Genomic DNA, 23445 nt, shown 5'->3' on the forward strand with positions numbered 1-23445 from the left:
CACACCGGTGCGCCGCGCGGTACGGCGTACCGGCGGCGCACCCGGGGGAACGTTCCTCAGGCCTGCTTCTCGGACTTGTCCAGGACCATCACGAGGCCCACGATCACGAGGAACAGGACGATCGGCAGCGCGACGTAGAGACCGAGGGTCTCCAGTACGTTCAGGCCGGGACCCGGGTCGTCGCCGTCGTCGCGGGTGAGCGCGAGCGCCGGGGACGACATGAGCAGCATCATCAGCGTCGTACCGGCCGCGACGGCTCCGGCGCGCATAGCGTTCTTCTTGTCCACGGTGCAAACGTAGCGAACGCCTACGAGGGGCGCGCGCCCGGGGGTGCCGTACGGGACTCCGGACCGTCCGTCAGGACGGCCGTCAGCCGGTGCAGCCGTGGTGAGGCGGTGATCTCCTCCAGGGTGACCGGGTGGCCGTCCGCGTCGGCGATGGGCAGACGCCAGTTGGGGTACTGGTCCCAGGTCCCGGGGAGGTTCTGCGGGCGGCGGTCGCCCACGGTGTCCGGGAGCCAGACGCCGGACATCAGGGCCGGGGTGCTCCGCAGGAAGCGGTGGACGGCGCGGACCGCCGCCTCCTCGTCGCCTTCGCCCTCGGGCAGCAGCCGGAGCCGGGCCAGGAAGGCCAGCCACTCGGCGGTGTCGGCGGCGTCCTCGGCCAGCTCCTGCTCCAGGGGGCGGGGCAGCAGCCCGAGCCGGTGGCGGAGCGTCACGTGTTCGCCCGTCAGCCGCGCGGCGGTGGACGGCAGGTCGTGGGTGGTCGCGGTGGCCACGCAGCCCTGCCGCCACTCCCCGGGGGCGAGCGGGCGGCCGTCGCCGGCCCAGTCGCGCTCGAACCAGAGCACGGAGGTGCCGAGCACCCCGCGCCGGGCGAGCGCCTCGCGCACCCCGGGCTCGACGGTGCCGAGGTCCTCCCCCACCACGACGGCACCGGCCCGGTGCGCCTCCAGGACGAGGACGGCGAGCATCGCCTCGGCGTCCTGGGCGACATAGGTGCCCTCGGTGGGCGGGAGCCCCTCGGGCACCCACCAGAGCCGGAAGAGGCCCATGACGTGGTCGATGCGCAGCGCCCCGGCGTGGGCGAGGAGGCCGCGCAGGAGGGCCCGGAAGGGGGCGTACCCGGACTTCGCGAGGGCGTCGGGGCGCCACGGGGGCAGCCCCCAGTCCTGGCCGTGCGCGTTGAAGGCGTCGGGGGGCGCGCCGACGGACATGCCCCGGGCGAAGGCGTCCTGCTGCGCCCAGGTGTCCGCGCCGTCCGGGTGCACGCCGACCGCGAGGTCGTGGACGATCCCCACGGCCATCCCGGACTCCCGGGCGGCGCTCTGGGCGGCGGCGAGCTGGGTGTCCGTGAGCCAGGCGAGCCGGCAGTGGAAGTCGACCCGGTCGAGCAGGTCGGTGCGGGCCCGCGCGCTCTGCGGGGAGCGGGAGTCGCGCAGCCCCTCGGGCCACTCGCGCCACCGGGGGCCGTGCACCTCGGCCAGGGCGCACCACAGGGCGTGGTCCTCCAGGGCCTGTCCCTGCGCGGCGAGGAAGTCGCAGTAGGCGGCGCGGCGCCCCGGGGACAGGGGGACTCGGTGGACGATCTCCAGGGCCTGCCGCTTGAGCTCCAGGACGGCGTCCCGGTCGATCAGGGCGCCCTTGTCCAGCACGGCCTCGCGCAGCGCCGCGGCCTCCTGGCGCAGATCGTCCAGCGCCGTCCTGCCGGGCTCGGCGACGTGGCCGTACTCGGGGATCGACTCGATGTGCAGGTGGACGGGGTCGGGGAAGCGCCGGGAGGAGGGGCGGTACGGCGACGGGTCGGTGGGGCGGCCCGGCACGGCGGCGTGCAGCGGGTTGATCTGGACGAATCCGCTGCCCTGGGTCCGTCCCGCCCAGGCGGCGAGGTCGGCCAGGTCCGCGAGGTCGCCCATGCCCCAGGAGCGTGCGGACAGCAGCGAGTAGAGCTGGACGAGGAATCCGTGCGTGCGCGGGGGCGGCTGGGGCACGCGGTCCGGGGCCACGACGAGCGTGGCGGTGGCGTGGCGGCGGTCCGGGGTGCGCAGGGTCAGCCGGTGGATCCCCGGGGGCGGTTCGGTCCACCAGGAGGGCGTGGGCGGCGCGTCCCCGGCGGGGGCGGGGAGCACCCGCATGCGCAGCGGTCCGGGGGCGGCGGAGGTGTCCGGTTCGGGATCGACCGTGAGGAGCGTGCCGTGCGGCAGCCCGGTGAGCGCCGCCGGCAGCGGCTCCCCGGACCAGGTCACCACCGTCGGCGGGAGCAGTCGGGAGGCCGCCGCCGTCTCGGCTGCGGCGAGTGATCTCCGTACGTCCTCGGGCGTGGCGGCATCGACGCCCAGGGCGGCGAGCACGGCCGTGACCGTGTCGTCGGGGACGGACACCGTGACGTCCGGGGACGGGGAGAAGGAGGTGGCGACGCCGTGCAGTGCGGCGAGCCGGGACAAGCCCATTCAGACTCCTGGGGACTCCATGCCCCCCGCGGTGCCGGGTGCGGTCGGCTCGCTGGTCAGAGGGGCGACGGCGGCGAGCGGTGGCTCGCTCGTGAGGGGTGTGGCGTCGGCGAGCGGAGGCTCGCTGGTCAGCGGGGGCTCACTGAGGAGCGGCACGCTGTCGGCGAACGCGGGTTCGCCGGTCAGGGGGGACACGTCGGCGAGCGGCAGCTCGCTGATCATCGGAGGGGCGGTGAAGGACGGGGACGTCTTGCCCGCCGGGCGATCGGGGTCCATGGGGCTCGGTACCTGTTTGGAGAGGGCGGAGAGCAGAAGCTGCGCGGATGCGGGCACGTGGGCCTCCTGGCCGTGGACTACAGGACACAGCAGGCCTACCCAGCGGGGGCGGGTGCAGGCGTGGACGTGACACAGGCGTTATGACCAACGAGCTCAACGTGCCGCAGGTCACACCTCGTTCCCCTGCCCGTCGGATATGGACTGTTTTCGGCCACGCGGCGAGTCTTCCCCGGACGCACACGCGCCACACCCGTCACGGCGGCGGGCATTTCCGGCGAAACGGCCATGCGCATTGACACTCCCGCGCCCGGGTGGTGGGCTCGGACGGCATGGCCGGGGCAGCGGTCCGGCGCCCGGACGCCGGGCCCGGTCCGGACGCCGGACCCGGGCCGGGGACGAAGGGGGCAGGGGCGTGCAGCTCGGGCGCAGGAGGCAAGCGACGGCCATGGCCGTCGCCGTGATCGGCGGACTGCTCGGCCCGTTCGCACCGGCCGCGGCCGCGGACCCCGTCACCCCCGCCGCGACCGCCGCGGACCGCGTCGGCGACACCCGGCTGCCCGCCGTCTGGCCCCGCCCGCAGTCCGTCCGGCCCTCGGGCCACGACGTCGCCCTCGGGAGCGAGGTCACCCTCCTCGCCGACCCGGAGGCCGATCCGTACGCGGTGGAGTCGCTCAGGGTGCTCCTGCGCGACGCCGGTGTGCGCACCGTGCACGACACGCTGCCCGGCAGGGGCCCGGTGCTCCGGCTCGGCGGCACGGACGCGGACCGCGCCCTGCGGGGCCTGCGGGCCCCGGAGCGCGCCGATCTGCCGTCCGGGGGCTACCGCCTCGCCGTCGGCGTCGCCGACGGACGCCCCACGGTCGCCCTGGACGGTGTCGGCGAGGACGGCCTGTTCCACGGCGTCCAGACGCTGCGCCAGCTCGTGCGGGACGGCAGCGTCGCCGGGGCCGTGGTCCGGGACTGGCCGGGCACCGCCGTGCGCGGCACGGCCGAGAGCTTCTACGGGCAGCCGTGGACCCGTGCGGAACGGCTCGCGCAGCTCGGCTTCATGGGGCGCACGAAGCAGAACCGCTACCTCTACGCGGCCGGCGACGATCCGTACCGCCAGGCCCGGTGGCGCGACCCCTACCCGGCGGCCGAGCGCGCCGACTTCCGCGCGCTGGCCGAGAAGGCGCGGGCCGAGCACGTGACCCTGGGCTGGGCCGTCTCCCCCGGACAGGCCATGTGCATGGCGTCGGACGCGGACGTACGGGCGCTGAACCGGAAGATCGACGCGATGTGGGCGCTGGGGGTGCGGGCCTTCCAGCTGCAGTTCCAGGACGTCAGCTACAGCGAGTGGCACTGCGAGGACGACGCGCGGACGTACGGCAGCGGGCCCGAGGCGGCGGCCCGGGCGCAGGCCCGGGTGGCCGGCGCGGTCGCCCGGCACCTCGCGGAGCGGCACCCGGGCGCGGAGCCGCTGTCGCTGATGCCGACGGAGTTCTACCAGGACGGCGCCACCGACTACCGCACGGCGCTCGCCGCCGCGCTGGACGACCGGGTGCAGGTGGCCTGGAGCGGGGTCGGGGTGGTGCCGAAGACGATCACCGGCCGCGAGCTGGCGGACGCCCGGTCGGCCTTCCGGCGCCCCCTGGTCACCATGGACAACTACCCGGTGAACGACTACGCGCAGGACCGGATCTTCCTCGGTCCGTACACCGGCCGCGACCCGGCCGTGGCGGGCGGGTCGGCGGCGCTGCTCTCCACCGCCATGGAGCAGCCCTCGGCCTCCCGCATCCCGCTGTTCACGGCCGCCGACTTCGCCTGGAACCCGAAGGGGTACCGGCCGCAGGAGTCCTGGCGGGCCGCGATCGAGGACCTCGCGGGCGGCGACGCCGACGCGCGGGCCGCCCTGGAGGCGCTGGCGGGCAACAGCGCCGGGTCGGTGCTGGGCGGCGACGAGTCCGCGTACCTGCGGCCCCTGCTGTCCGCGTTCTGGGAGACGCGTCCGGCCGCGCACACGGCGGACGGGGCGGCGCGCGAGAAGGCGGCCGACGAGCTGCGGGCGGCCTTCGGTGTGATGCGGCGGGCCCCGGAGCGGCTGGAGGCCCTGGCAGAGGGACGGCTGCGGAACGAGGTGCGCCCGTGGTCCGGCCAGCTGGCCCGGTACGGCAGGGCGGGCGAACTCGCCGTCGACCTGCTGCGGGCGCAGGAGCGCGGCGACGGGGCGGCCGCCTGGAAGGCCCAGCTGGCGCTCGAACCGCTGCGCGACGAGATCGCGGCGAGCAGGGCGACGGTGGGCGAGGGCGTCCTCGATCCGTTCCTGGACCGGGTCGTGAAGGAGGCGGAGGCCTGGAACTGCACCGACCGCGACGCGGGGACGCCGCGCCGTGACGCGGACGGCTACACCCTCCGCCTGGACCGCGCCCGCCCGCTGAAGGCCGTCACCACACTGACCCGGCCCGGCGGCGGCGCCGCGGACGCGGTCCTGGAGGTCCACGTCCCCGGTGAGGGCTGGCGCCGGCTCGGCGCCCTGGCCCCGTCGGGCTGGACGCAGACGGCGGTGGAGGGTCTGCGGGCCGACGCCCTGCGGGTCTCGGCGCCGTCCGCCCGGCCGGTCCTGACCGGTCCCCCGGCCCCGGGGGTCGCGGGCGCGCACGCCGACGGCAGCCCGGAGGTGCGGGCGCTCGTCCCGTGGTTCGGCGACGAGCCGGCGGCCCGGCTCGACCTCGTCCGCGACCGGACGGACGCCGTGATCGGCGGCGGCACACAGCGGGTGAAGGCCCGGCTGGCGGGCGGGCGCCCCGGCGAGGTGAAGGGCAGGCTCACGGCGAAGGCGCCCGAGGGCATCGAGGTCGAGGTGCCGGAGCAGACCAGGGTGACGGGCGGCTCGCGGACCGACGTCCCGGTGGACATCACCGTCCCGGCCGGCACCCCGGCCGGTGAGTACACCGTGCCGCTGCGCTTCGGGGACGAGCGGAGCACGCTGACCGTGCGGGCCTTCCCTCCCACCGGCGGCCCCGATCTGCTGCGTACGGCCACGGCCTCCTCCTCGGCCGACGAGACCCCGGACTTCCCGGCCGCGGCGGCCTCCGACGGCGATCCGGAGACCCGCTGGTCCTCGCCGGCCGAGGACGGTGCCTGGTGGCAGGCCGAGTTGCCCGCCCCGGTCAGGCTCGGCCAGGTCGTGCTGCGGTGGCAGGACGCCTACGCCTCCCGCTACCGCGTGCAGGTGTCCGCGGACGGGCGCACCTGGCGCACGGCGGCGACCGTGCGGGAGGGCGGGGGCGGGCGCGAGACGCTCCGGATGGACGCGAAGGACACCCGGTTCATCCGGATCCAGGGCGACGGCCGGGCCACGGAGTACGGCTACTCGCTCTGGTCGGTCGAGGCGTACGCCGTCGCCGGGGGCGGCGCGGGCACGCCCTGACGGGGCCCGGACACGCGGAGGGCCCGGCTCCTCAGGCGGAGACGCCGTCGATCCGGGCCATCACGTCCTCCGCCCCGAACGGCTGCAGATAGGGCAGCCAGCGCGGATCGCGGTGCCCGGTCCCGATGATCCGCCAGGCGAGGCCGCTGGGCGGTGCCGGCTGGTGGCGCAGCCGCCAGCCCAGCTCGGGCAGGTGGCGGTCCGCCTTGACGTGGTTGCAGCGGCGGCAGGCGGCCACCACGTTGTCCCAGGCGTGCTGCCCGCCCCGGCTGCGCGGGATGACGTGGTCGACGCTGGTCGCGGCGGCCCCGCAGTACATGCAGCGCCCGCCGTCCCGCGCGAAGAGCGCCCGGCGTGTGAGGGGGACGGGCCCCCGGTAGGGGACCCGCACGAACCGCTTGAGGCGGACGACGCTGGGCGCCGGTACGGCGCGGGTCGCACTGTGCAGGAAGGCGCCGGACTCCTCGAGGCAGATGGCCTTGTTCTCGAGGACGAGGACGAGTGCGCGGCGCAGTGGTACGACGCCGAGCGGCTCGTACGAAGCGTTGAGAACCAGGACGTGCGGCACGTGGATGCCTCCTTGTACGCCGGCGACGCGTGGCTCGCGCCGGGACGATCCGCTCTCAGTCTCCCCTCATGCCTGGTCCGAGCGCCACCACGTGCGGGTAACGGGCCGGAGGGATTTTCCCCGCCGGGCCGCGGCGGGCACCGTCCGAGGACGCCGGAACGGGGCCGCGCACGGGGTCCGGGGCCCCGCTGTGCGATCGGCCACGGACCCCGGGTGAGACGCGTCTCTCCCCCGCCGTCGGCCACGGATCACTCCCCCGGCTTCGTTAGGGTTGACGGTCTGTCGTCGTCTCTTCCGGAGGTCCCCGCCGTGCCCCTGTCCGCCCTCCTGGCCGCGGCCTCGTCACCCGGCGCCCCGGGCTCGCTGGACGAAGCGGCCGAACGGGCCGGGAACGCCGCAGGCTGGGTCGAGGAGAACTGGTCCACCTGGCTGAACACCGGGCTCCGGATCGTCCTCATCGCCGCCATCGCGATCGTGCTGCGCTACATGATCCGGCGGGCCCTGACCAACATCATCGACCGGATGAACCGCAGCGCACAGGCGGTGGAGGGCACCGCCCTCGGCGGTCTGCTGGTCAACGCCGAACGGCGCCGCCAGCGCTCCGAGGCCATCGGGTCCGTGCTCCGCTCGGTCACCTCGTTCCTGATCCTGGGCACCGCGGCCCTGATGATCCTGGGCGCCTTCGAGATCAACCTGGCCCCGCTGCTGGCCTCCGCGGGGGTCGCCGGTGTGGCCCTGGGCTTCGGCGCCCGCAACCTCGTGACCGACTTCCTCTCCGGCGTCTTCATGATCCTGGAGGACCAGTACGGCGTCGGGGACTCGATCGACGCCGGGGTCGCGTCCGGCGAGGTCATCGAGGTGGGCCTGCGGGTCACCAAGCTGCGCGGCGACAACGGCGAGATCTGGTACGTCCGCAACGGTGAGGTCAAGCGGATCGGCAACCTCAGCCAGGGCTGGTCCACGGCCGGTGTCGACGTCACGGTCCGCCCGGTGGAGGACCTGGACCTGGTCCGCAAGGCGATCGCCGGGGCCGGCGAGACCATGACCAAGGAGGAGCCCTGGTCGGAGCGGCTGTGGGGTCCGGTCGAGGTGCTCGGCCTGGACGCGGTGCTGCTCGACTCGATGACCGTGCGGGTCACGGCCAGGACCATGCCGGGCAAGGCGCTGGGCGTCGAGCGCGAGCTGCGCTGGCGGATCAAGGAGGCCCTGGACGCGGCCGGCATCCGGATGATCGGGGTCGTTCCCGCCCAGCCGGACAGCGAGTCCACCGCCGATCCCACGGCGTCCGTGGCGGCCCCGTCGGCGTACGCGTCGGCGACCTCGCCGCAGTCGCTGGCGGCGACCCCGATAGCGCCGCCCAACCTGTCGAAGTAGCACCCGCGCAGCGCGCCCCCGAGGTAACACTTTGGTTGCCCCGGGGGCGCTTCCCATTGACGGCTCCGGGACGCCGCCATAGCGTCCTCCCATCGACAGTAAGGTTTCCTAACAGAAGGTGGGTGCGGCGCACATGGCCGGAACCACACCGGGCACCCCGCGCGTGCTGCGGGCCATGAACGACCGGGCGGCGCTCGACCTCCTGGTCACCCAGGGGCCCCTCACCCGCACCCGCATCGGAGAGCTGACCGGGCTGTCCAAGCCCACCGCCTCCCAGCTGCTGGCGCGGCTGGAGGAGGCCGGCCTGGTCCGGTCGACCGGCAGCCAGAGCGGCCGGCCGGGGCCGAACGCCGTGCTGTACGAGATCGATCCGGCCGCCGCCCACGTCGCCGCGCTCTCCGTCGGCCCCACCGGGACGGACGCCGTCGTCGCCGACATCACCGGCACCGTGGTGGGCTCCTGCCGCGTCGAGGCCGACGCGGTCGCGGAGGACGTACGCCACCGCACCGCCCAGCTCGTCGCCGAGGCCGTGGACGGCGCCCTGCGTCCGACCGGGCTCGGCCACGACGACCTCGGCGCCGTGGTGATCGGCACCCCCGGCGCGATCGACCCGCACACCGGACAGCTCCGGTACGCGCCGCACCTGCCCGGCTGGCACTCCCGCACCCTGCTCGCCGATCTCGCCGAGGTGGTCGGCAGGCCGGTCACCATCGAGAACGACGTGAACCTCGCCGCCGTCGCCGAGCAGTACGAGGGCGCGGCCCAGGACCACGACCACTTCGTCCTCGCCTACCTCGACGAGGGCGTGGGTGCCGCGATCGTGCTGGGCGGCACGCTGCTGCGCGGCGCCACCGGCGGTGCCGGGGAGATCGGCTACATGCCGTTGCCCGGCGCCCCGCTCGCCCGCGGCGGGGCCGCCGACTGGGCGGGCCCGGACGCGGGCGGCGGCTTCCAGAGCCAGGTCTCCGGCCCCGCCGTGCGCGACCTGGCCGGAGGGAAACCGCTGGCCGAAGCCCTCGCCGACGCCTCCGTGCGGGCCGAGGTGGCCCGTCGGCTGGCCACCGGGCTGGCCTCCGTCGTCGCCGTGGTGGACCCCGAACTGGTCGTGCTGTCCGGCCGGGTGGCCCAGGCCGGCGGGGAGGCGCTCCGCGAGCGCGTCGAGGCCGAGATGACCGGTCTGGCCCTCCCCCGGCCGCTACTCCGGGTCAGCGACATCGAGGGCGACCCGATCCTGACCGGTGCGCTGCGGACCGCCCTCGCCCAGGCGCGCGACAGCGTCTTCGACACCGGCTGAACCCGGCGCCCCCTCCGCCCGCACCCTCCGCCCGGACCGTTCCGGCGGAACGCCCGTACGCCGGCCGTCACCACACCCGCACCGCCGGCGTCCCGCCCGGCGCCGGGTACGGCACCTCCGTATCCGGTACCCGCACTCGCACCCCCGTGTCCGGCACCACCACGACCGGTACCCGTGGCCGGCGGTCCCCCACCCCCGACCGCCCGTCCCCGTCCCCCGCGAAGCCCCGCTGCAAAGGAAGTCCGCTATGACGCCACGGCGCTTTCGTACCCGCGTGCCCCTGGCGCTGGGCGCAGCCGTACTGCTGCTGTCCGGCTGCGCCGGCCCGAGCACCGGCAGCGACACCGACGACCCCACGGAGCCGGTGACGCTGAAGTTCTGGCACGGCTGGTCGGCACCCGGCGAGGTCGAGGCGATCGACGAGAACATCGCCCGCTTCGAGAAGCTCCACCCGAACATCGACGTCGTCTCCACCGGCAACGTGAGCGACGAGACGATCAACCAGGCACTGCGCGCGGGCGGTGACGACGCACCCGACGTCGTCACGTCCTTCACCACCAACAACGTCGGGCAGTACTGCTCGTCCGGCATGTGGGTGGACCTCGACCCCTTCCTGCGGAAGAGCGGGATCGACAAGACGAAGGTCTTCCCGGAGACGCTGCTGGACTACACGCGGTACGAGGGGGTGCAGTGCGCGACGCCGCTGCTCGCCGACGCGTTCGGGCTGTACTACAACAAGGACGCGTTCCGGGAGGCCGGGATCACCCGGCCCCCGCGCACCATGTCGGAGTTGAAGGCCGACGCGGTGAAGCTGACCCGGAAGAGCGGGGACGGCTCGCTGGAGCGCGCCGGCTTCATGCCGAACGTCCAGCTCTACCAGAACTCCCCCGACCGGATGTTCGCGCAGTGGGGGCCGCGGTACTTCGACGACGAGGGCCGGGCCGCGCTCGCCGACGAGCCGAAGACCGAGGACTTCTTCGCCACCCTGCGCGGCCTCGGCGACGCGCAGGGCGGCTACGCCGCGATGGAGAGGCTCCGCGCCCGCTTCGGTGACGAGATGTCCTCCCAGAACGGCTTTCTGACCGGCCGGCTCGCCATGCACCTGGACGGTGAGTGGCGCGGGCTGATGCTCGACGAGGCGAAGGCGGACTTCGACTGGGGGGTCGCCCCGATGCCGGTCCCCGACGACCAGGCGGACACCTACGGGCGCGGGTACCTGACCGGCACCGTGGCCGGCATCGCGCACAGCAGCCGGCACCAGAACGCGGCCTGGGAGCTGGTGAAGTACCTGACGGTCGACACCGAGCCGGTGGTCCGCTTCGCCAACGCGATCCACAACGTCCCGTCCACGTTCGACGCCCTCGCCTCACCCGCTCTGGACGCCGATCCGGCCTTCCGCACCTTCATCGAGATCGCGCGGAACCCGCACAGCCAGGCGGTCCCGCCCTCGGACAACGGCGGTCAGTACATCACCTCGTTCGGTGCCTTCGCGCAGTCCGTCGAGGCGGGCCGGACGAAGGACCTGCACCGGGGTCTCCAGGAACTCGACGCACAGATCGACGCCGACAACCTCCAGTCGGAAAGCTGAGGAGCCGAGCCATGGCACTGTCCCTCTCCACCCCGGCGGAGTCCGCCGGGCGGCCGGCCGGACCGGCCCCCCGCACCTCGCCCCTGCGGCGCAAACGGAACCGCGAGCGGCTGCGCACCCTGGGGTTCCTCTCGCCCTGGCTGGTCGGGTTCTCGGTCTTCTTCGGCTACCCGCTGCTGGCGACCGTCTACTTCTCCTTCATGCACTACAACCAGATCAAGGAGCCCACCTTCGTCGGGCTGCGGAACTGGCGGTACGTGCTGGAGCAGATGCCGCTGTTCGGCCCGGCGCTGTGGAACACGCTGTGGCTGGTCGTCGTGATGGTCGCGCTGCGGGTGGTCTTCGGACTCGGCATCGGTCTGCTGGTCACGAAGGTCAGGACGGGGGTCGGGCTGTTCCGCACGGCCTTCTACATCCCGTACCTGGCCCCGCCCGTCGCGGCCACCGTCGCCTTCGTCTTCCTCCTCAACCCGTCCACCGGGCCGGTCAACGAGATGCTGTCGTGGCTGGGCCTGACCGGTCCGAACTGGTTCAACGACCCGGCCTGGGCGAAGCCCTCGCTGGTGCTGCTCTCCCTGTGGGGCATCGGCGACCTGATGGTCATCTTCATGGCCTCGCTGCTGGACGTGCCGAAGGAGCAGTACGAGGCCGCCGATCTGGACGGCGCGGGCGCCTGGGCGAAGTTCCGCTACGTCACCTGGCCGGCCATCACACCGATCGTGCTGTTCGCCGTCGTCACCGGAGTGGTGCAGACGATGCAGTACTACACCCAGGCCCTCGTCGCGGGGAAGCTCGCCTCGGGTGTCTCCATCGGCCCCGGTACGGTGATCCAGCCCGGGTACCCGGACCACTCCACCCTGACGGTGCCGCAGCTCGTCTACTCGCTGGGCTTCCAGAACTTCAACACCGGGGCGGCCTGCGTGCTCTCCCTCGTGCTCTTCGCCATCGCCATGGCCGTCACCCTTCTGCTGATGCGCAAGAGCGTCGGCCTCGTCCCGGCGGAGGACTGAGATGACCACCACCCTGACCCGGCCGGAGACGGCCGCACCGGGCCGCCGGAGGGGCACCGACGCGGCCGGGCAGCGCCGCCGGCGCGTCCTGCACTGGATCGCGGTGCACTCCGTGGCCGTCGCGCTCGCCCTGTTCTTCGTCCTGCCGTTCGTGTTCGTCCTGCTCACCTCGGTGATGAGCGACGAGCAGGCGATGAGCGGCAATCTCTGGCCCGGCTCCTGGAACTGGTCGAACTACGCGACGGTGTTCCACACACCCGGGTTCCTCGACTGGTGGCGCAACTCGCTGATGTACGCCCTGCTGGGCACCGTGTTCACGGTGTGCTCGTCGGTACCGGTCGCCTACGCACTGGCCAAGTTCCGCTTCCGCGGGCGGCGTACCGCGATGATCCTCGTGATCTCCACGATGATGCTGCCGCCCCAGGTCGTCATCATCCCGATGTACCTGGTGTGGGCGCAGCAGTTCCACCTGTCGGGCTCGCTGTGGCCGCTGATCGTCCCGATGGCGTTCGGCGACGCCTACTCGATCTTCCTGCTGCGGCAGTTCCTGCTGACGATCCCGCAGGAGTACGTCGAGTCGGCGAAGGTCGACGGGTGCGGCGAGCTGCGCACCCTCCTCAGGATCGTCGTCCCGATGGCCAGGCCGGGCATCGCGGCCGTGGCCCTGTTCCAGTTCTTCTACTGCTGGAACGACTACTTCGGGCCGCAGATCTACGCCGCGCAGAACCCGGGCGCCTGGACACTGAGCTACGGCCTGGAGTCCTTCAAGAGCGCCCACGCGGTCAACTGGAACCTGACGATGGCCGCGACCCTGCTCGTCATGGCGCCGGTCGTCATCGTGTTCTTCTTCGCACAGAAGGCCTTCGTCGAAGGCGTCACCCTCACCGGAGTAAAGGGCTGAGAACCATGAAGCTCGCAGTAGTGGGCGGCGGGTCCACCTACACCCCCGAACTGATCGACGGTTTCGCGCGGCTGCGGGACACCCTGCCGGTGGAGGAGCTCGTGCTCGTCGACCCGGCGGCCGACCGGCTGGAGCTGGTCGGCGGCCTGGCGCGGCGGATCTTCGCCCGGCAGGGCCACCCGGGCCGGATCGTCACCACCTCCGACCTGGACGCCGGGGTCGCCGGCGCCGACGCGGTGCTGCTCCAGCTCCGCGTCGGCGGGCAGGCCGCCCGCAACCAGGACGAGACCTGGCCGCTGGAGTGCGGCTGCGTCGGGCAGGAGACCACCGGGGCGGGCGGCCTGGCCAAGGCGCTGCGCACGGTGCCGGTCGTGCTCGACATCGCGGAGCGGGTCCGCCGCACCAACCCCGACGCGTGGATCATCGACTTCACCAACCCGGTCGGGATCGTGACCCGGGCGCTGCTCCGGGCCGGGCACAAGGCGGTCGGCCTGTGCAACGTGGCGATCGGCTTCCAGCGCAAGTTCGCCGCGCTGCTCGACGTGACACCCGGTGAGGTGCACCTCGACCACGTCGGGCTGAACCACCTGACGTGGGAGCTCGGGGTGCGGCTGGGCGGCCCGGACGGCGAGGACGTCCTGCCGCGGCTGCTGGCCGAGCACGGCGAGGCGATCGCCGGCGACCTGCGCATGCCCCGGGAGATCGTGGACCGGCTCGGTGTCGTGCCCTCGTACTACCTGCGGTACTTCTACGCGCACGACGCGGTGGTGCGGGAGCTGGGCACGAAGCCGTCCCGTGCCGCGGAGGTGGCCGCGATGGAGAAGGAGCTGCTGGCGATGTACGGGGACCCGTCCCTGGACGAGAAGCCCGCCCTGCTGGGCAAGCGGGGCGGTGCCTTCTACTCGGAGGCGGCCGTGGACCTGGCGTCCTCGCTGCTCGGCGGGGGCGGCTCCGCGGTGCAGGTGGTCAACACCTCCAACGACGGGACGCTGCCGTTCCTGCCGGACGACGCGGTGATCGAGGTGCAGGCCCGGGTCGACGGCACGGGTGCCTCGCCGCTCGCCGTCCCCGCCCTGGACCCGCTGTACGCCGGGCTGATCGGGCAGGTCACCGCCTATGAGGACCTGGCTCTGGACGCCGCCCTGCGCGGGGGCCGCGACCGGGTGTTCAAGGCGCTGCTGGCGCACCCCCTGATCGGCCAGTTCGAGTACGCCGAGGCGCTCACCGACAAGCTGATCGCGCACAACCGGGAGCACCTGGCGTGGGCCTGACCGGACAGGTGCTCGCGATCGACGCGGGCAACAGCAAGACGGACGTGGCCGTGGTCGACGCCGGGGGCGCGGTCCTCGGCGCGGCCCGCGGGGGCGGCTTCCAGCCGCCGGCCGTCGGGGTCGACGTGGCCGTGGACGGGCTCGGGACGGCGGTCCGCACCGCCTTCGAGCGGGCCGGGGTGGACGGCGTCGCGCATGTGTCGGCCTGCCTCGCCAACGCCGACCTGCCGGTCGAGGAACGGGAGCTGGCCGAGGCGCTGCGGGCGCGCGGCTGGGGGCGCACGGTGGAGGTGCGCAACGACACCTTCGCGATCCTGCGCGCGGGGGTGGACGGGCCCCTCGGGGTGGCCGTGGTGTGCGGTGCGGGGATCAACTGCGTCGGCATGCGGCCGGACGGCGCCACCGCCCGGTTCCCCGCGATCGGCCGGATCTCCGGTGACTGGGGCGGCGGTTCGGGACTCGCCGAGGAGGCGCTGTGGTACGCGGCGCGGGCGGAGGACGGCCGCGGTGAGCCGACCGAGCTGGCCCGCACCCTGCCGGGGCACTTCGGGCTCGGTTCGATGTACGCGCTCATCGAGGCGCTGCACCTGGGGCACATCCCGTTCGGGCGGCGGCACGAGCTGACCCCGGTGCTGTTCGCCACCGGCGCGGCCGGCGACCGGATCGCGCGCGGCCTGGTGGAACGGCTGGGCGACGAGGTGGTGGCCATGGCCTCGGTCGCGCTGACCCGGCTCGGCCTGCTGGAGGAGGAGGTGCCGGTGGTGCTGGGCGGCAGTGTGCTCGCGGCCCGCCACCCGGCGCTGGACGACCGTATCGCCGAACTCCTCGCCGCACGCGCCCCGAAGGCGGAGATCCGGGTGGTGTCGGCGCCGCCGGTCCTGGGCGCCGCGCTGCTCGGGCTGGACCGCACCGGCGCCGCCCCGCGGACGCACGACAGACTGCGGGCGCACTACGCCTGAATGGCCGTCATCTCCCGGGCGCCTCGCGGTTGTTCGGCGGGGCGCCCGCGGCGTGCCGGGGAACCGGCCGGGCGCCCCGGACGTGTTCATGGGGGGAAGGGCCGGACCGCACGAGCCGGCGCCGGACGGACGCCTTGCCCGCCCGCGCCCGCCCTGATCGAATACGGGGGACGACGCGGGATCCGGACCTTCCTGGTGGACGGTGGCCCCGGGGTCCATACTTCTGGCCGGGACCGTGCGTCCTCCGATCGGCCGGGGGGCCCGGGCCGATCGTCAGTGACCGAGGGGGAGGTCGAGTGACACACCCGCAGAGCGGGACCGCGCCGCGCGAGCCCGGTCCGGACCGGCCGGCCGTACCCGCGCAGCGCCGCGGTGTCCGGTCCGAGGCCGCCGAGCGGCTGCGCACCGCGGCGACCACCGAGCCGGGCAGGCTGCGGATCTACGGCGCCGTACTCGCCCTGCTGGTCCTGGTGTTCGGCGCCGTCACCGCCCTGGAGATCGCCGCGAGGGCCTCGTCCGCCGACGACGTGGTGACCCGCAGCCAGCCGCTGAGCGCCGACGCGGCGGACCTCTACCGGTCGCTGGCCGACGCGGACACGATGGCGGCGAGCGGCTTCCTCGCGGGCGCGCAGGAGCCCCCGGAGGTGCTCGCGCGCTACGACGCGGACATCCAGGAGGCCTCCCGGCTGCTCGTCGACGCGGCGGCGGCGAGCACCGAGTCCTCGACGGCGACGCACGAGGAGATCACGACCCTGAGCCGGCTGCTCCCCGTCTACACGGGTCTGATCGAGCGGGCCAGGGCCAACAACCGGCAGGGGCTCCCGCTCGGTGGCGCCTACCTCCGCTACGCCAACCAGAAGATGTCGGACGAACTCCTCCCGGCGGCCGAGCGGTTGTACGCGGCCGAGACCGGCCGGCTGGCCACCGACTCGGCCGACGCCCGGCGGCTGCCGTTCCTCTCCCTGGGTGCCGGGGCCGTCGCGCTGGCCGCGCTGGTGTGGATGCAGCGGCGCACCTACCGCCGGACCCACCGCGTCTTCAACCACGGGCTGCTCGCGGCGACGGCCGCCGCCACGGTGGTGCTGCTCTGGCTGGCCGTGGGCCACACGGTGGCGCGGACCGAGCTGCGGGGCGCGATGGTGCACGGGCAGCAGTCCCTCGACGTCCTCAACAAGGCCCGGATCAACTCGCTGAAGGCACGCGCCAACGAGAACCTCACCCTGGTCGCCCGTGGTGCGGTGCTCACCCCGGACGGCACGCGCGACCAGTACGAGACCGACTACGGCACGGGCATGGAGGCGCTGCGCGCCCAGCTCGGCAGCGCGCGCGGGCTCGCCGACGACGCCCGTGGCAGGGGGCCGGTGCAGGAGGCGATCGACGGGGTGTCCACGTGGCAGGAGCGGCACCGGAAGGCCCGGGCGACGGACGACCGGGGCGACTACGACAGCGCGCTGCGCCAGGTCATCGGCCCCGAGGACTCCACGGGTGAGTCCTTCGAGCAGGTCGACGACGCGCTGGAGCGTGCGGTCGCCCAGGAGCAGGACGAGTTCGACACGGCGGCCGAGGGCGGGCGCGGGGCGCTGGGCGGGCTGCCCGCCGGGGCCGCCGTCCTCGCCGTCCTGGGCGCGGCGGCCGTGATCGCCGGCGTCAACCGCAGGCTCTCGGAGTACCGGTGAGGGGACGAGGGATGACCAGGGTGAAGGGCCGACGCGGCGGACTGCGCGGCTGGGGCGGGGTGGCGGGCATGGCGGCCGCCTGCGCCGTCACCGCCGCGCTCACGCTGCTGCCGCTGGCGCACGGCGAGGACACGCGCGACGGGACGGGCGCGGGCCCCGGCGTCACCTCGGCGGCGCCCGCCGCGGCGAAGGACTGCGAGGACCCGGAGGCGAGCCTGCCGGCGAGGGACGCCGACGGCCCGGACGTCGAGAGGATCAGGAAGCGCGGGAAACTGATCGCGGGCGTCGACCAGAACAGCTTCCAGTGGGGCTACCGCAACCCGGAGAGCCGCACGCTCGAAGGCTTCGACATCGACCTCGTGCACGCGATCGCGCAGGACCTCCTCGGCGACCGGGACGCGGTGGTCTTCCGCGCCATCCCCACCAACCAGCGCATCACCGCGCTGGAGAACGGCCAGGTGGACGTCGTCGTGCGCACGATGACGATCAACTGCGCCCGGGCCGCCCAGGTGGCCTTCTCCACCTCCTACTTCCAGACCGGACAGCAGGTCCTGGCGCCCAAGTCCTCCACGATCACCGGCTACGACACCTCGCTGCGGGGCAAGCGGGTCTGCACGGCGGAGGGTTCGACGGCGTACGACGCGCTGAAGGCGCGGTCCTTCGGCGCGGTCTTCGAGGACGAGCACGACGGGACCGAGCAGGACGAGGACCTGCTGACCGTCCCCAACCAGCTGGACTGCCTGGTCCGGCTGCAGCTCGGCGAGGTCGACGCGGTGGTCACCGACAACGCGCTGGCGGCCGGGCAGGCGGCGCAGGACCCGGCGGTGGAGCTCAAGGGCGGCGCACCGTTCACGACGGAGTACTACGGGGTCGCCGCGAAGCTCGGTGCCGACGACCTGGTGGCCCGGGTCAACCACGTGCTGGAGAATTACCGTCGGGGCGGTGCCGACAGCCCCTGGATGAGGTCGTACCGGACGTGGCTGGCGACGGGACTGCCCGGGATCGAGGGGCCCCCGGCGCCCCGGTACCGGAGCAACTGACCCCGACCGGCCCCCGGGTCCGGAGGAACGAGCGGAGAGGTGATCGATGGGCGTCGCGGGATCCTTCCCCAGCTTCGCGGGGAGGCCCCCCGGCCCGGTCATGGGCCGGGACGAGGCGGACCGTACGCTGGCCCGGCTCGGTGCGGAGCACGAGGCCATCGAGACCTCGCTGCTCGCCCTGGAGGAGCACGCCGGCCGCCGGCTTCTGGAGGGCGCCGCCCTGGCCGGTGCCACCGAGGAGCGCTGGGCCTCCACCAAGCGGTCGATCACGCTGCTCTGGCAGTACTTCGACGCCTACGCCGGGACGCTGGCCTCGGCCCGTGAGATCCGGTCCAGGCGCCGCTACCCCGGCAGGAGCGACCTGGTGGCCCTGACCGGCCTGCTGCGCGGCGACGGGGTGACCGTGCCGAACCACGGAGCGGCCGGCCCGGGGACCGCGCTCACCGGTCCGGCCCGGCTCTCCGAGCGGTTGACGCTGGAGGAGGTCGTCGCCCGGATGAACGACCTGTACGCCGGGGCGCTGGACATGGTCCTCTCCTCGGACTCGGTGTGGTCGGCGCTGCCCGCCCGGATCGACCTGCTGGCCGCCGAGCTGCGGCGCACCGGTTCGCTGGCGCACTCCGTCGGGGTGCGGCCCGGGCAGCACCCGGCCGGTGACGACCTGGAGTCGATCGCGGAGGAGCTGACCGCCCTCCGGGAGCAGGTGATCTCCGATCCGCTGGCGTTCTGGGTGCCGGGCCCCGGCAGCGCCGCGCCCGGCGGGGGACGGCCCGACACCACGCGCTACGACCGGGCGGCCCGCGCCCTGGAGGAGGTGCGCCGGGAGATCGAGGCGGTGCTGGCGGTCCGTCAGGACGCCGAGCAGCGCTTGGTCCAGGTGCGTGACCTGCTGTCGCGTGCAAACCGCACGCTCGCCGAGGCCCGGCTGGCGCGCGGCGAGGTGCTGGCGAAGATCGCCGCCTCCGAGGTGCCCGCGGTCAGCGGGCCGACGACCGTGCTGCAGGAGCGGCTCGCGGCGGCCTCGGCGTACCGCAGGCACGCCCAGTGGAGCCGGCTGTCCCCGCTGCTGGAGTCGCTCGAACGGGAGGCGGAGGACGAACTCCTGCGCGCCCGGGAGTCGCTGACGTCCGTCACGGAGCCGCTCGCGGTCCGTGCGGAGCTGCGCGGCCGGCTGGACGCGTACCGGGCGAAGGTGGTCCGGCACGGTCTGGCGGAGGAGCCGCTGCTGGTCGAGCGGTACGACGCGGCCCGGCGGATGCTGTGGAGCGCCCCGTGCGACCTGCGGGTGGCCGAGCAGGCGGTGCTGCGCTACCAGCGGGCCGTCACGGACCTGCTGACACCGCGTCGTCCGGACGGACAGGACGGACAGGACGGACAGGTCGGACAGGGGGAGACATCGTCATGAGTACGGAGTGCCAGCGCCCCGCGTGCGGGGGCGCCTACGAGGACATGGGCAGCGGTGAACTGTACTGCGACACGTGCGGGCTCGCTCCGGTCGTGTCGCCGACGGGCCTGGTGGGTTCGCCGCCCACCGGGATCGCCGGAGGCGGCGGGGCGGCCGGCGGACGGGGCGGTGACAGCGCCGCGCAGCGGGGCGGTTCGCGGGCGTCCGCGCGCACCTCGTCCCGCTCGTCGACCTCCCGCCGCTCCGTGTCGGGGCGGCTCTCCGCCTCCCTGTCGGGAGGCCCCACGTCCCGCTCGGTCTCGGTCCGTTCCTCGGGCACCTCGACGGGCTCCGCGTCCGGGCGCGGAAGGCTGGGTGCGGGCCTGGTGCTGGTCCCCGACGTGCCGCGCCCCGACCCGTACACCGCGGTGATGGAGAACCCCGAGGTCCCCGAGCGGAAGCGGTTCTGCTCACGCTCCGACTGCGGCGCGCCGGTGGGCCGGGCCCGCGGCGAACGGCCGGGCCGCACCGAGGGGTTCTGCACCAAGTGCGGCCACCCGTACTCCTTCGTGCCCAAGCTGCGCGGCGGCGACGTCGTGCACGGGCAGTACGAGGTGGCCGGCTGCCTGGCGCACGGCGGGCTCGGCTGGGTCTACCTGGCGGTGGACCGGGCGGTCTCGGACCGCTGGGTGGTCCTCAAGGGCCTGCTGGACACCGGGGACCAGGACGCCATGGCGGCGGCGATCTCCGAGCGGCGGTTCCTCGCGGAGATCGAGCACTCCAACATCGTCCGCATCTACAACTTCGTGGAGCACCTCGACCAGCGCACGGGCTCCCTCGACGGCTACATAGTGATGGAGTACGTCGGCGGGAAGTCGCTGAAGGAGATCGCCAACGAGCGCCGCACGCCGGCCGGGAGGCGCGACCCGCTGCCGGTCGAGCAGGCCTGCGCGTACGGCATCGAGGCGCTGGAGGCGCTCGGGCACCTGCACAGCCGCAACCTGCTGTACTGCGACTTCAAGGTCGACAACGCGATCCAGACCGAGGACCAGCTCAAGCTCATCGACATGGGCGCGGTGCGCCGGACGGACGACGCCGAGTCGGCGATCTACGGCACCGTCGGCTACCAGGCGCCCGAGGTGGCCGAGGCGGGCCCGTCGGTGGCCTCGGACCTCTACACGGTCGCGCGGACGCTCGCGGTCCTCACCTTCGACTTCCAGGGGTACACCAACGTCTTCGCGGACTCGCTGCCCGATCCGGACCACATCGAGGTGTTCCGGAGGTACGAGTCCTTCTACCGGCTGCTGGTGCGGGCCACCGACCCGGACCCGGCCCGCCGGTTCTCCTCGGCCGCCGAGATGGCGGAGCAGCTGACGGGGGTGCTGCGGGAGGTGATCGCCCTGCAGACGGGCCGCCCGCGTCCGGCGCTGTCCACCCTGTTCGGGGTGGAGACCCGGGTGACGGACACGGAGCTGTTCGCGGAGCTCACCGGGGAGGTGTCGCTGCTCGGTGCCAGGACCGGGCCCCCGCCCGGTGCGGGACGGTTCGGCCGGCGGCGCGCCGCTGTCGCCCCGGCGGCCGGGGCGCCCCGCCGACCGGAGCGCCCCGCGCCGACCGCGACACCCGTGGTGCCGGCGTCGCCCGCGGCTCGGCCCGGGGCGGGCGCCGCCCCGCTGCACGCTCCCGACACCCATGCCCGGGGCGGCACCGGGAGCGGGAGCGCGGCGCCCGCACCGCGGCGGGCGGCGGTCCCGGCGCCCCGGCGGGCCGTCGCCGAGCCCGTCGCGCCGCTCCCCGCGCCCCCCGGCGCGGATCTCCGGCTCGCGGCGTTCGACGCGCGGGCCACGTCGCTGGCGCTGCCGGTCCCCCGGGTCGACCCGGACGACCCGAACGCCGGTTTCCTGGCCGGGGTGATGGCCGCGGCCCCCGCGGAGCTGATCCAGGCGCTGCACTCGGTGCCGGCCGCCTCGCTCGAGACCCGGCTGCGCGAACTGCGCGCCCGCCTGGAGACGGGCGAACCCGGCTCCGCCGTGGAGACGCTGACGGCGGTGGAGACGCAGCACCCCGACGACTGGCGGGTCGTCTGGTACCGCGGTGTCACCTCGCTGGTGACCGGTGACCATGTGAACGCCGCGCTCGCCTTCGACGCGGTCTACGACGCCTTCCCCGGCGAGCCCGCGCCGAAGCTCGCGCTGGGGGTGTGCGCGGAGGTGCTGGGCCAGCTGGACAACGCCGCCGAGTACTACCGCCTGGTGTGGACCACGGATCCGGGCTTCGTCAGCGCGGCGTTCGGCCTGGCCCGGGTGCAGATCGCCGCCGGGGACCGGGCGGCGGCGGTGCGGACCCTGGAGTCGGTGCCGGAGTCGTCGGTCCACTGCACGGCGGCCCGGGTGGCCGCGGTGCGGGCCAGGCTCCGCGGACGCGCCCCGCAGGAGCCGCTGGCCGACGACCTGTCGGCCGCCGCGGAGCAGGTGACCGCGTTGCAGGGCTACGGTCTGGACGCGGTGCGACGCGAGCGGTTGTCGACCGAGGTGCTGGGGACGGCGCTCGACTGGGTACTCTCCGGTAGTCCCGCGGCCCGGCCCGCGGCTCCGTCCTCCGCCGGGGCCCCGGGGCCGGGGACGCTTCTGGGCAGCGAGCTGGACGAGCGGGGCCTGAGATCGGGTCTCGAACGCTCGTACCGGATGCTCGCCCGGCTCGCGCAGCGGGGCGACGAGAGGATCGAACTGGTGGAGCGGGCCAACCGCCTCCGCCCCCGGACCTGGGTGTGAAGATGTCACAGAGCCACCAGCAGGCCTCCTTGCCGGGGTGCCCCAGCTGCGCGGAACCGCTGGAGCCGGGCGACCGCTTCTGCGGTGCGTGCGGGTGCGACCTCTCGGCCGTGCCCGCTCCCCCGGACGACCGTCCGACGGTCGCCGTCGGCGTCCCGGCGCAGGGCGCCGGCGAGCCGGCCGCCGCCGGGCAGGTGGAGTGGCCGCGCGCCTCCGGGGCCGACGGCTCCGACCCGTCGGCCACCACACACCGTCCGGCCGACCTCCCGGGGGTGGACTCGGGCGGCAAGCCCCTGCCCGGCGCGGACGGGGAGGCGGTCCGCCTCGACGGGCCGGACGCCCCGCAGGACCCCGCCCCCGGTGGCCCGGACGACTTCGAACTGGCCGCGCCCGCACCCCGTGCCGCGGAGCACGGCGCTGCGGCGGGCGGCGTTCCGGCCGCCGCAGCGAAGGTGTGTGTGGCCTGCCGGTCGGGCCATGTGGACGCCGACGGCTACTGCGGGAACTGCGGCCACGCCCAGCCGCGTGAGCGCGACCACATGGAGCAGGAGCTCGGCCCGGTCGCGGCGGTCAGCGACCGGGGGCTGCGCCATCACCGCAACGAGGACGCGTTCGCGGTGTCCTCCACCACCCTCCCGGACGGCTCCCCCGCCGTCGTCGCCATCGTGTGCGACGGAGTCTCGTCGGCGAGCCGTCCGGACGAGGCGTCCGCCGCGGCGGCGAGCGCGGCGGACGCGTCGCTGCTGGAGTCGCTGCCGCGCGGGACGCATCCGCAGCAGGCGATGCACGAGGCGATCGTGGCCGCGTCCGAGGCGGTGAACTCCCTGGCGCAGCAGCCGGACCGGGCGTCGGAGCACGAGCGGCACCGCCGGCAGAACGCCCCGGCCTGCACGCTGGTCGGGGCGATCGCGGCGGGCGGTCTGCTGATCGTCGGCTGGGTCGGCGACAGCCGTGTCTACTGGGTCCCCGAGGACCGTTCGCACCCTCCGGCCCGGCTCACCGAGGACGACTCCTGGGCCGCGCAGATGGTGGCGGCCGGCCTGATGAACGAGGCGGAGGCGTACGCCGACGAGCGTGCCCACGCCATCACGGGGTGGCTCGGGGCCGACGCCTACGAACTGGAGCCGCACACCGCGTCGTTCAAACCGGACCGGTCCGGCCTGGTGGTGGTGTGCACCGACGGCCTGTGGAACTACGCGGAGGCACCGGCGGAGATGGCCGCGGCCGTACCCGCCGACGCGTACGAACGGCCCCTGCACGGGGCCCAGGTGCTGGTCGGCCACGCGCTGGACGGCGGCGGGCACGACAACGTGACCGTGGCGCTGGTGCCGTTCGCCGTGGCGGCGCCGGAACCGGGACCCTCCTGAGCGGCACTCCGCCCGGCCGGCACCGCTCCCCGTCCCCCGCTCCCCGTCCCCCGCTCCTCGTCCGCCACCTCGCCCGACGGACCGTCCCCACGGCCCGTCCCCGTTCCC

At 74.5% G+C, this 23445-nt stretch carries 17 protein-coding genes; 13 read left to right on the forward strand and 4 right to left on the reverse strand.

What is annotated here, in order from left to right; genetic code table 11:
- Positions 1 to 56 precede the first annotated feature (56 nt).
- The 3 genes from ABZ172_RS11770 to ABZ172_RS11780 are packed head-to-tail and all read right to left on the reverse strand — an operon-like array spanning position 57 to position 2782.
- Positions 57 to 269: a hypothetical protein gene (locus ABZ172_RS11770; RefSeq protein ID WP_356883010.1), complete on the reverse strand. Its 213-nt coding sequence runs from the start codon at positions 267 to 269 to the stop codon at positions 57 to 59.
- A gap of 38 nt (positions 270 to 307) precedes the next feature.
- Positions 308 to 2449 carry a 4-alpha-glucanotransferase gene (malQ, locus tag ABZ172_RS11775; RefSeq protein ID WP_356882811.1) on the reverse strand — a complete coding sequence of 714 codons (2142 nt, stop codon included), beginning with the start codon at positions 2447 to 2449 and terminating at the stop codon, positions 308 to 310.
- Positions 2450 to 2782, reverse strand: a complete 333-nt coding sequence (locus tag ABZ172_RS11780; RefSeq protein ID WP_356882813.1) for a hypothetical protein — start codon at positions 2780 to 2782, stop codon at positions 2450 to 2452. It lies immediately after the preceding gene.
- Between the two features lie 355 nt (positions 2783 to 3137).
- On the opposite strand from ABZ172_RS11780, the gene ABZ172_RS11785 reads away from it, so the two are divergent.
- On the forward strand, positions 3138 to 6134 hold the full coding sequence (locus ABZ172_RS11785) for a beta-N-acetylglucosaminidase domain-containing protein (RefSeq protein ID WP_356882815.1): 2997 nt from the start codon (positions 3138 to 3140) through the stop codon (positions 6132 to 6134).
- A gap of 31 nt (positions 6135 to 6165) precedes the next feature.
- Here ABZ172_RS11785 and ABZ172_RS11790 read toward each other — a convergent pair whose 3' ends face one another.
- Positions 6166 to 6702 (reverse strand): HNH endonuclease, encoded by a 537-nt coding sequence (locus ABZ172_RS11790; RefSeq protein WP_356882817.1) that lies wholly within the window; start codon positions 6700 to 6702, stop codon positions 6166 to 6168.
- 309 nt (positions 6703 to 7011) lie between these two features.
- On the opposite strand from ABZ172_RS11790, the gene ABZ172_RS11795 reads away from it, so the two are divergent.
- The 12 genes from ABZ172_RS11795 to ABZ172_RS11850 all read left to right on the forward strand — a co-directional run bounded on the left by ABZ172_RS11795 (position 7012) and on the right by ABZ172_RS11850 (position 23337).
- Entirely contained in the window at positions 7012 to 8076 is a 1065-nt protein-coding gene (locus ABZ172_RS11795) for a mechanosensitive ion channel family protein (protein WP_356882819.1), read from the forward strand.
- 133 nt (positions 8077 to 8209) lie between these two features.
- Positions 8210 to 9370 (forward strand): ROK family transcriptional regulator, encoded by a 1161-nt coding sequence (locus tag ABZ172_RS11800; protein WP_356882821.1) that lies wholly within the window; start codon positions 8210 to 8212, stop codon positions 9368 to 9370.
- Between the two features lie 247 nt (positions 9371 to 9617).
- Positions 9618 to 10958: an ABC transporter substrate-binding protein gene (locus ABZ172_RS11805; RefSeq protein WP_356882823.1), complete on the forward strand. Its 1341-nt coding sequence runs from the start codon at positions 9618 to 9620 to the stop codon at positions 10956 to 10958.
- Positions 10959 to 10969: 11 nt separating this feature from the next.
- Complete coding sequence (locus ABZ172_RS11810) at positions 10970 to 11968, forward strand: sugar ABC transporter permease (RefSeq protein ID WP_356882825.1); 999 nt, start codon at positions 10970 to 10972, stop codon at positions 11966 to 11968.
- Position 11969: 1 nt separating this feature from the next.
- A complete protein-coding gene (locus tag ABZ172_RS11815; protein WP_356882827.1) occupies positions 11970 to 12869 on the forward strand; it encodes a carbohydrate ABC transporter permease in 900 nt (299 codons plus the stop codon).
- Between the two features lie 5 nt (positions 12870 to 12874).
- A complete protein-coding gene (locus tag ABZ172_RS11820; protein WP_356882829.1) occupies positions 12875 to 14140 on the forward strand; it encodes a 6-phospho-beta-glucosidase in 1266 nt (421 codons plus the stop codon).
- Positions 14131 to 15099 carry a BadF/BadG/BcrA/BcrD ATPase family protein gene (locus ABZ172_RS11825; protein ID WP_356882831.1) on the forward strand — a complete coding sequence of 323 codons (969 nt, stop codon included), beginning with the start codon at positions 14131 to 14133 and terminating at the stop codon, positions 15097 to 15099. The genes ABZ172_RS11820 and ABZ172_RS11825 overlap by 10 nt, the downstream gene beginning before the upstream one ends.
- A gap of 296 nt (positions 15100 to 15395) precedes the next feature.
- On the forward strand, positions 15396 to 16775 hold the full coding sequence (locus ABZ172_RS11830; RefSeq protein ID WP_356882833.1) for a hypothetical protein: 1380 nt from the start codon (positions 15396 to 15398) through the stop codon (positions 16773 to 16775).
- Positions 16776 to 16786: 11 nt separating this feature from the next.
- Positions 16787 to 17815, forward strand: a complete 1029-nt coding sequence (locus ABZ172_RS11835; RefSeq protein WP_356882835.1) for a glutamate ABC transporter substrate-binding protein — start codon at positions 16787 to 16789, stop codon at positions 17813 to 17815.
- A 46-nt stretch (positions 17816 to 17861) separates the two neighbouring features.
- Positions 17862 to 19220 (forward strand): hypothetical protein, encoded by a 1359-nt coding sequence (locus tag ABZ172_RS11840; RefSeq protein WP_356882837.1) that lies wholly within the window; start codon positions 17862 to 17864, stop codon positions 19218 to 19220.
- Positions 19217 to 21970: a tetratricopeptide repeat protein gene (locus tag ABZ172_RS11845; protein ID WP_356882838.1), complete on the forward strand. Its 2754-nt coding sequence runs from the start codon at positions 19217 to 19219 to the stop codon at positions 21968 to 21970. Before ABZ172_RS11840 ends, ABZ172_RS11845 begins: the two co-directional genes overlap by 4 nt.
- 2 nt (positions 21971 to 21972) lie before the next feature.
- The gene (locus ABZ172_RS11850; RefSeq protein WP_356882840.1) at positions 21973 to 23337 is read left to right on the forward strand and encodes a protein phosphatase 2C domain-containing protein; all 1365 of its coding nucleotides are present in this window, start codon (positions 21973 to 21975) and stop codon (positions 23335 to 23337) included.
- Positions 23338 to 23445: the final 108 nt, after the last annotated feature.

The organism is Streptomyces sp. NPDC006296 (genome assembly GCF_040613235.1).
Taxonomy (GTDB): domain Bacteria; phylum Actinomycetota; class Actinomycetes; order Streptomycetales; family Streptomycetaceae; genus Streptomyces.

What these genes read in the sequence shown, in the direction of transcription:
- ABZ172_RS11845 (WP_356882838.1), top strand. Translation starts at nt 19,217, where the DNA reads ATGAGTACGGAGTGCCAGCGCCCCGCGTGCGGGGGCGCCTACGAGGAC.
- ABZ172_RS11800 (WP_356882821.1), top strand. Translation starts at nt 8,210, where the DNA reads ATGGCCGGAACCACACCGGGCACCCCGCGCGTGCTGCGGGCCATGAAC.
- ABZ172_RS11805 (WP_356882823.1), top strand. Translation starts at nt 9,618, where the DNA reads ATGACGCCACGGCGCTTTCGTACCCGCGTGCCCCTGGCGCTGGGCGCA.
- ABZ172_RS11840 (WP_356882837.1), top strand. Translation starts at nt 17,862, where the DNA reads ATGGGCGTCGCGGGATCCTTCCCCAGCTTCGCGGGGAGGCCCCCCGGC.
- ABZ172_RS11815 (WP_356882827.1), top strand. Translation starts at nt 11,970, where the DNA reads ATGACCACCACCCTGACCCGGCCGGAGACGGCCGCACCGGGCCGCCGG.
- malQ (WP_356882811.1), bottom strand. Translation starts at nt 2,449, where the DNA reads ATGGGCTTGTCCCGGCTCGCCGCACTGCACGGCGTCGCCACCTCCTTC.
- ABZ172_RS11850 (WP_356882840.1), top strand. Translation starts at nt 21,973, where the DNA reads ATGTCACAGAGCCACCAGCAGGCCTCCTTGCCGGGGTGCCCCAGCTGC.
- ABZ172_RS11835 (WP_356882835.1), top strand. Translation starts at nt 16,787, where the DNA reads ATGACCAGGGTGAAGGGCCGACGCGGCGGACTGCGCGGCTGGGGCGGG.
- ABZ172_RS11770 (WP_356883010.1), bottom strand. Translation starts at nt 269, where the DNA reads ATGCGCGCCGGAGCCGTCGCGGCCGGTACGACGCTGATGATGCTGCTC.
- ABZ172_RS11820 (WP_356882829.1), top strand. Translation starts at nt 12,875, where the DNA reads ATGAAGCTCGCAGTAGTGGGCGGCGGGTCCACCTACACCCCCGAACTG.
- ABZ172_RS11810 (WP_356882825.1), top strand. Translation starts at nt 10,970, where the DNA reads ATGGCACTGTCCCTCTCCACCCCGGCGGAGTCCGCCGGGCGGCCGGCC.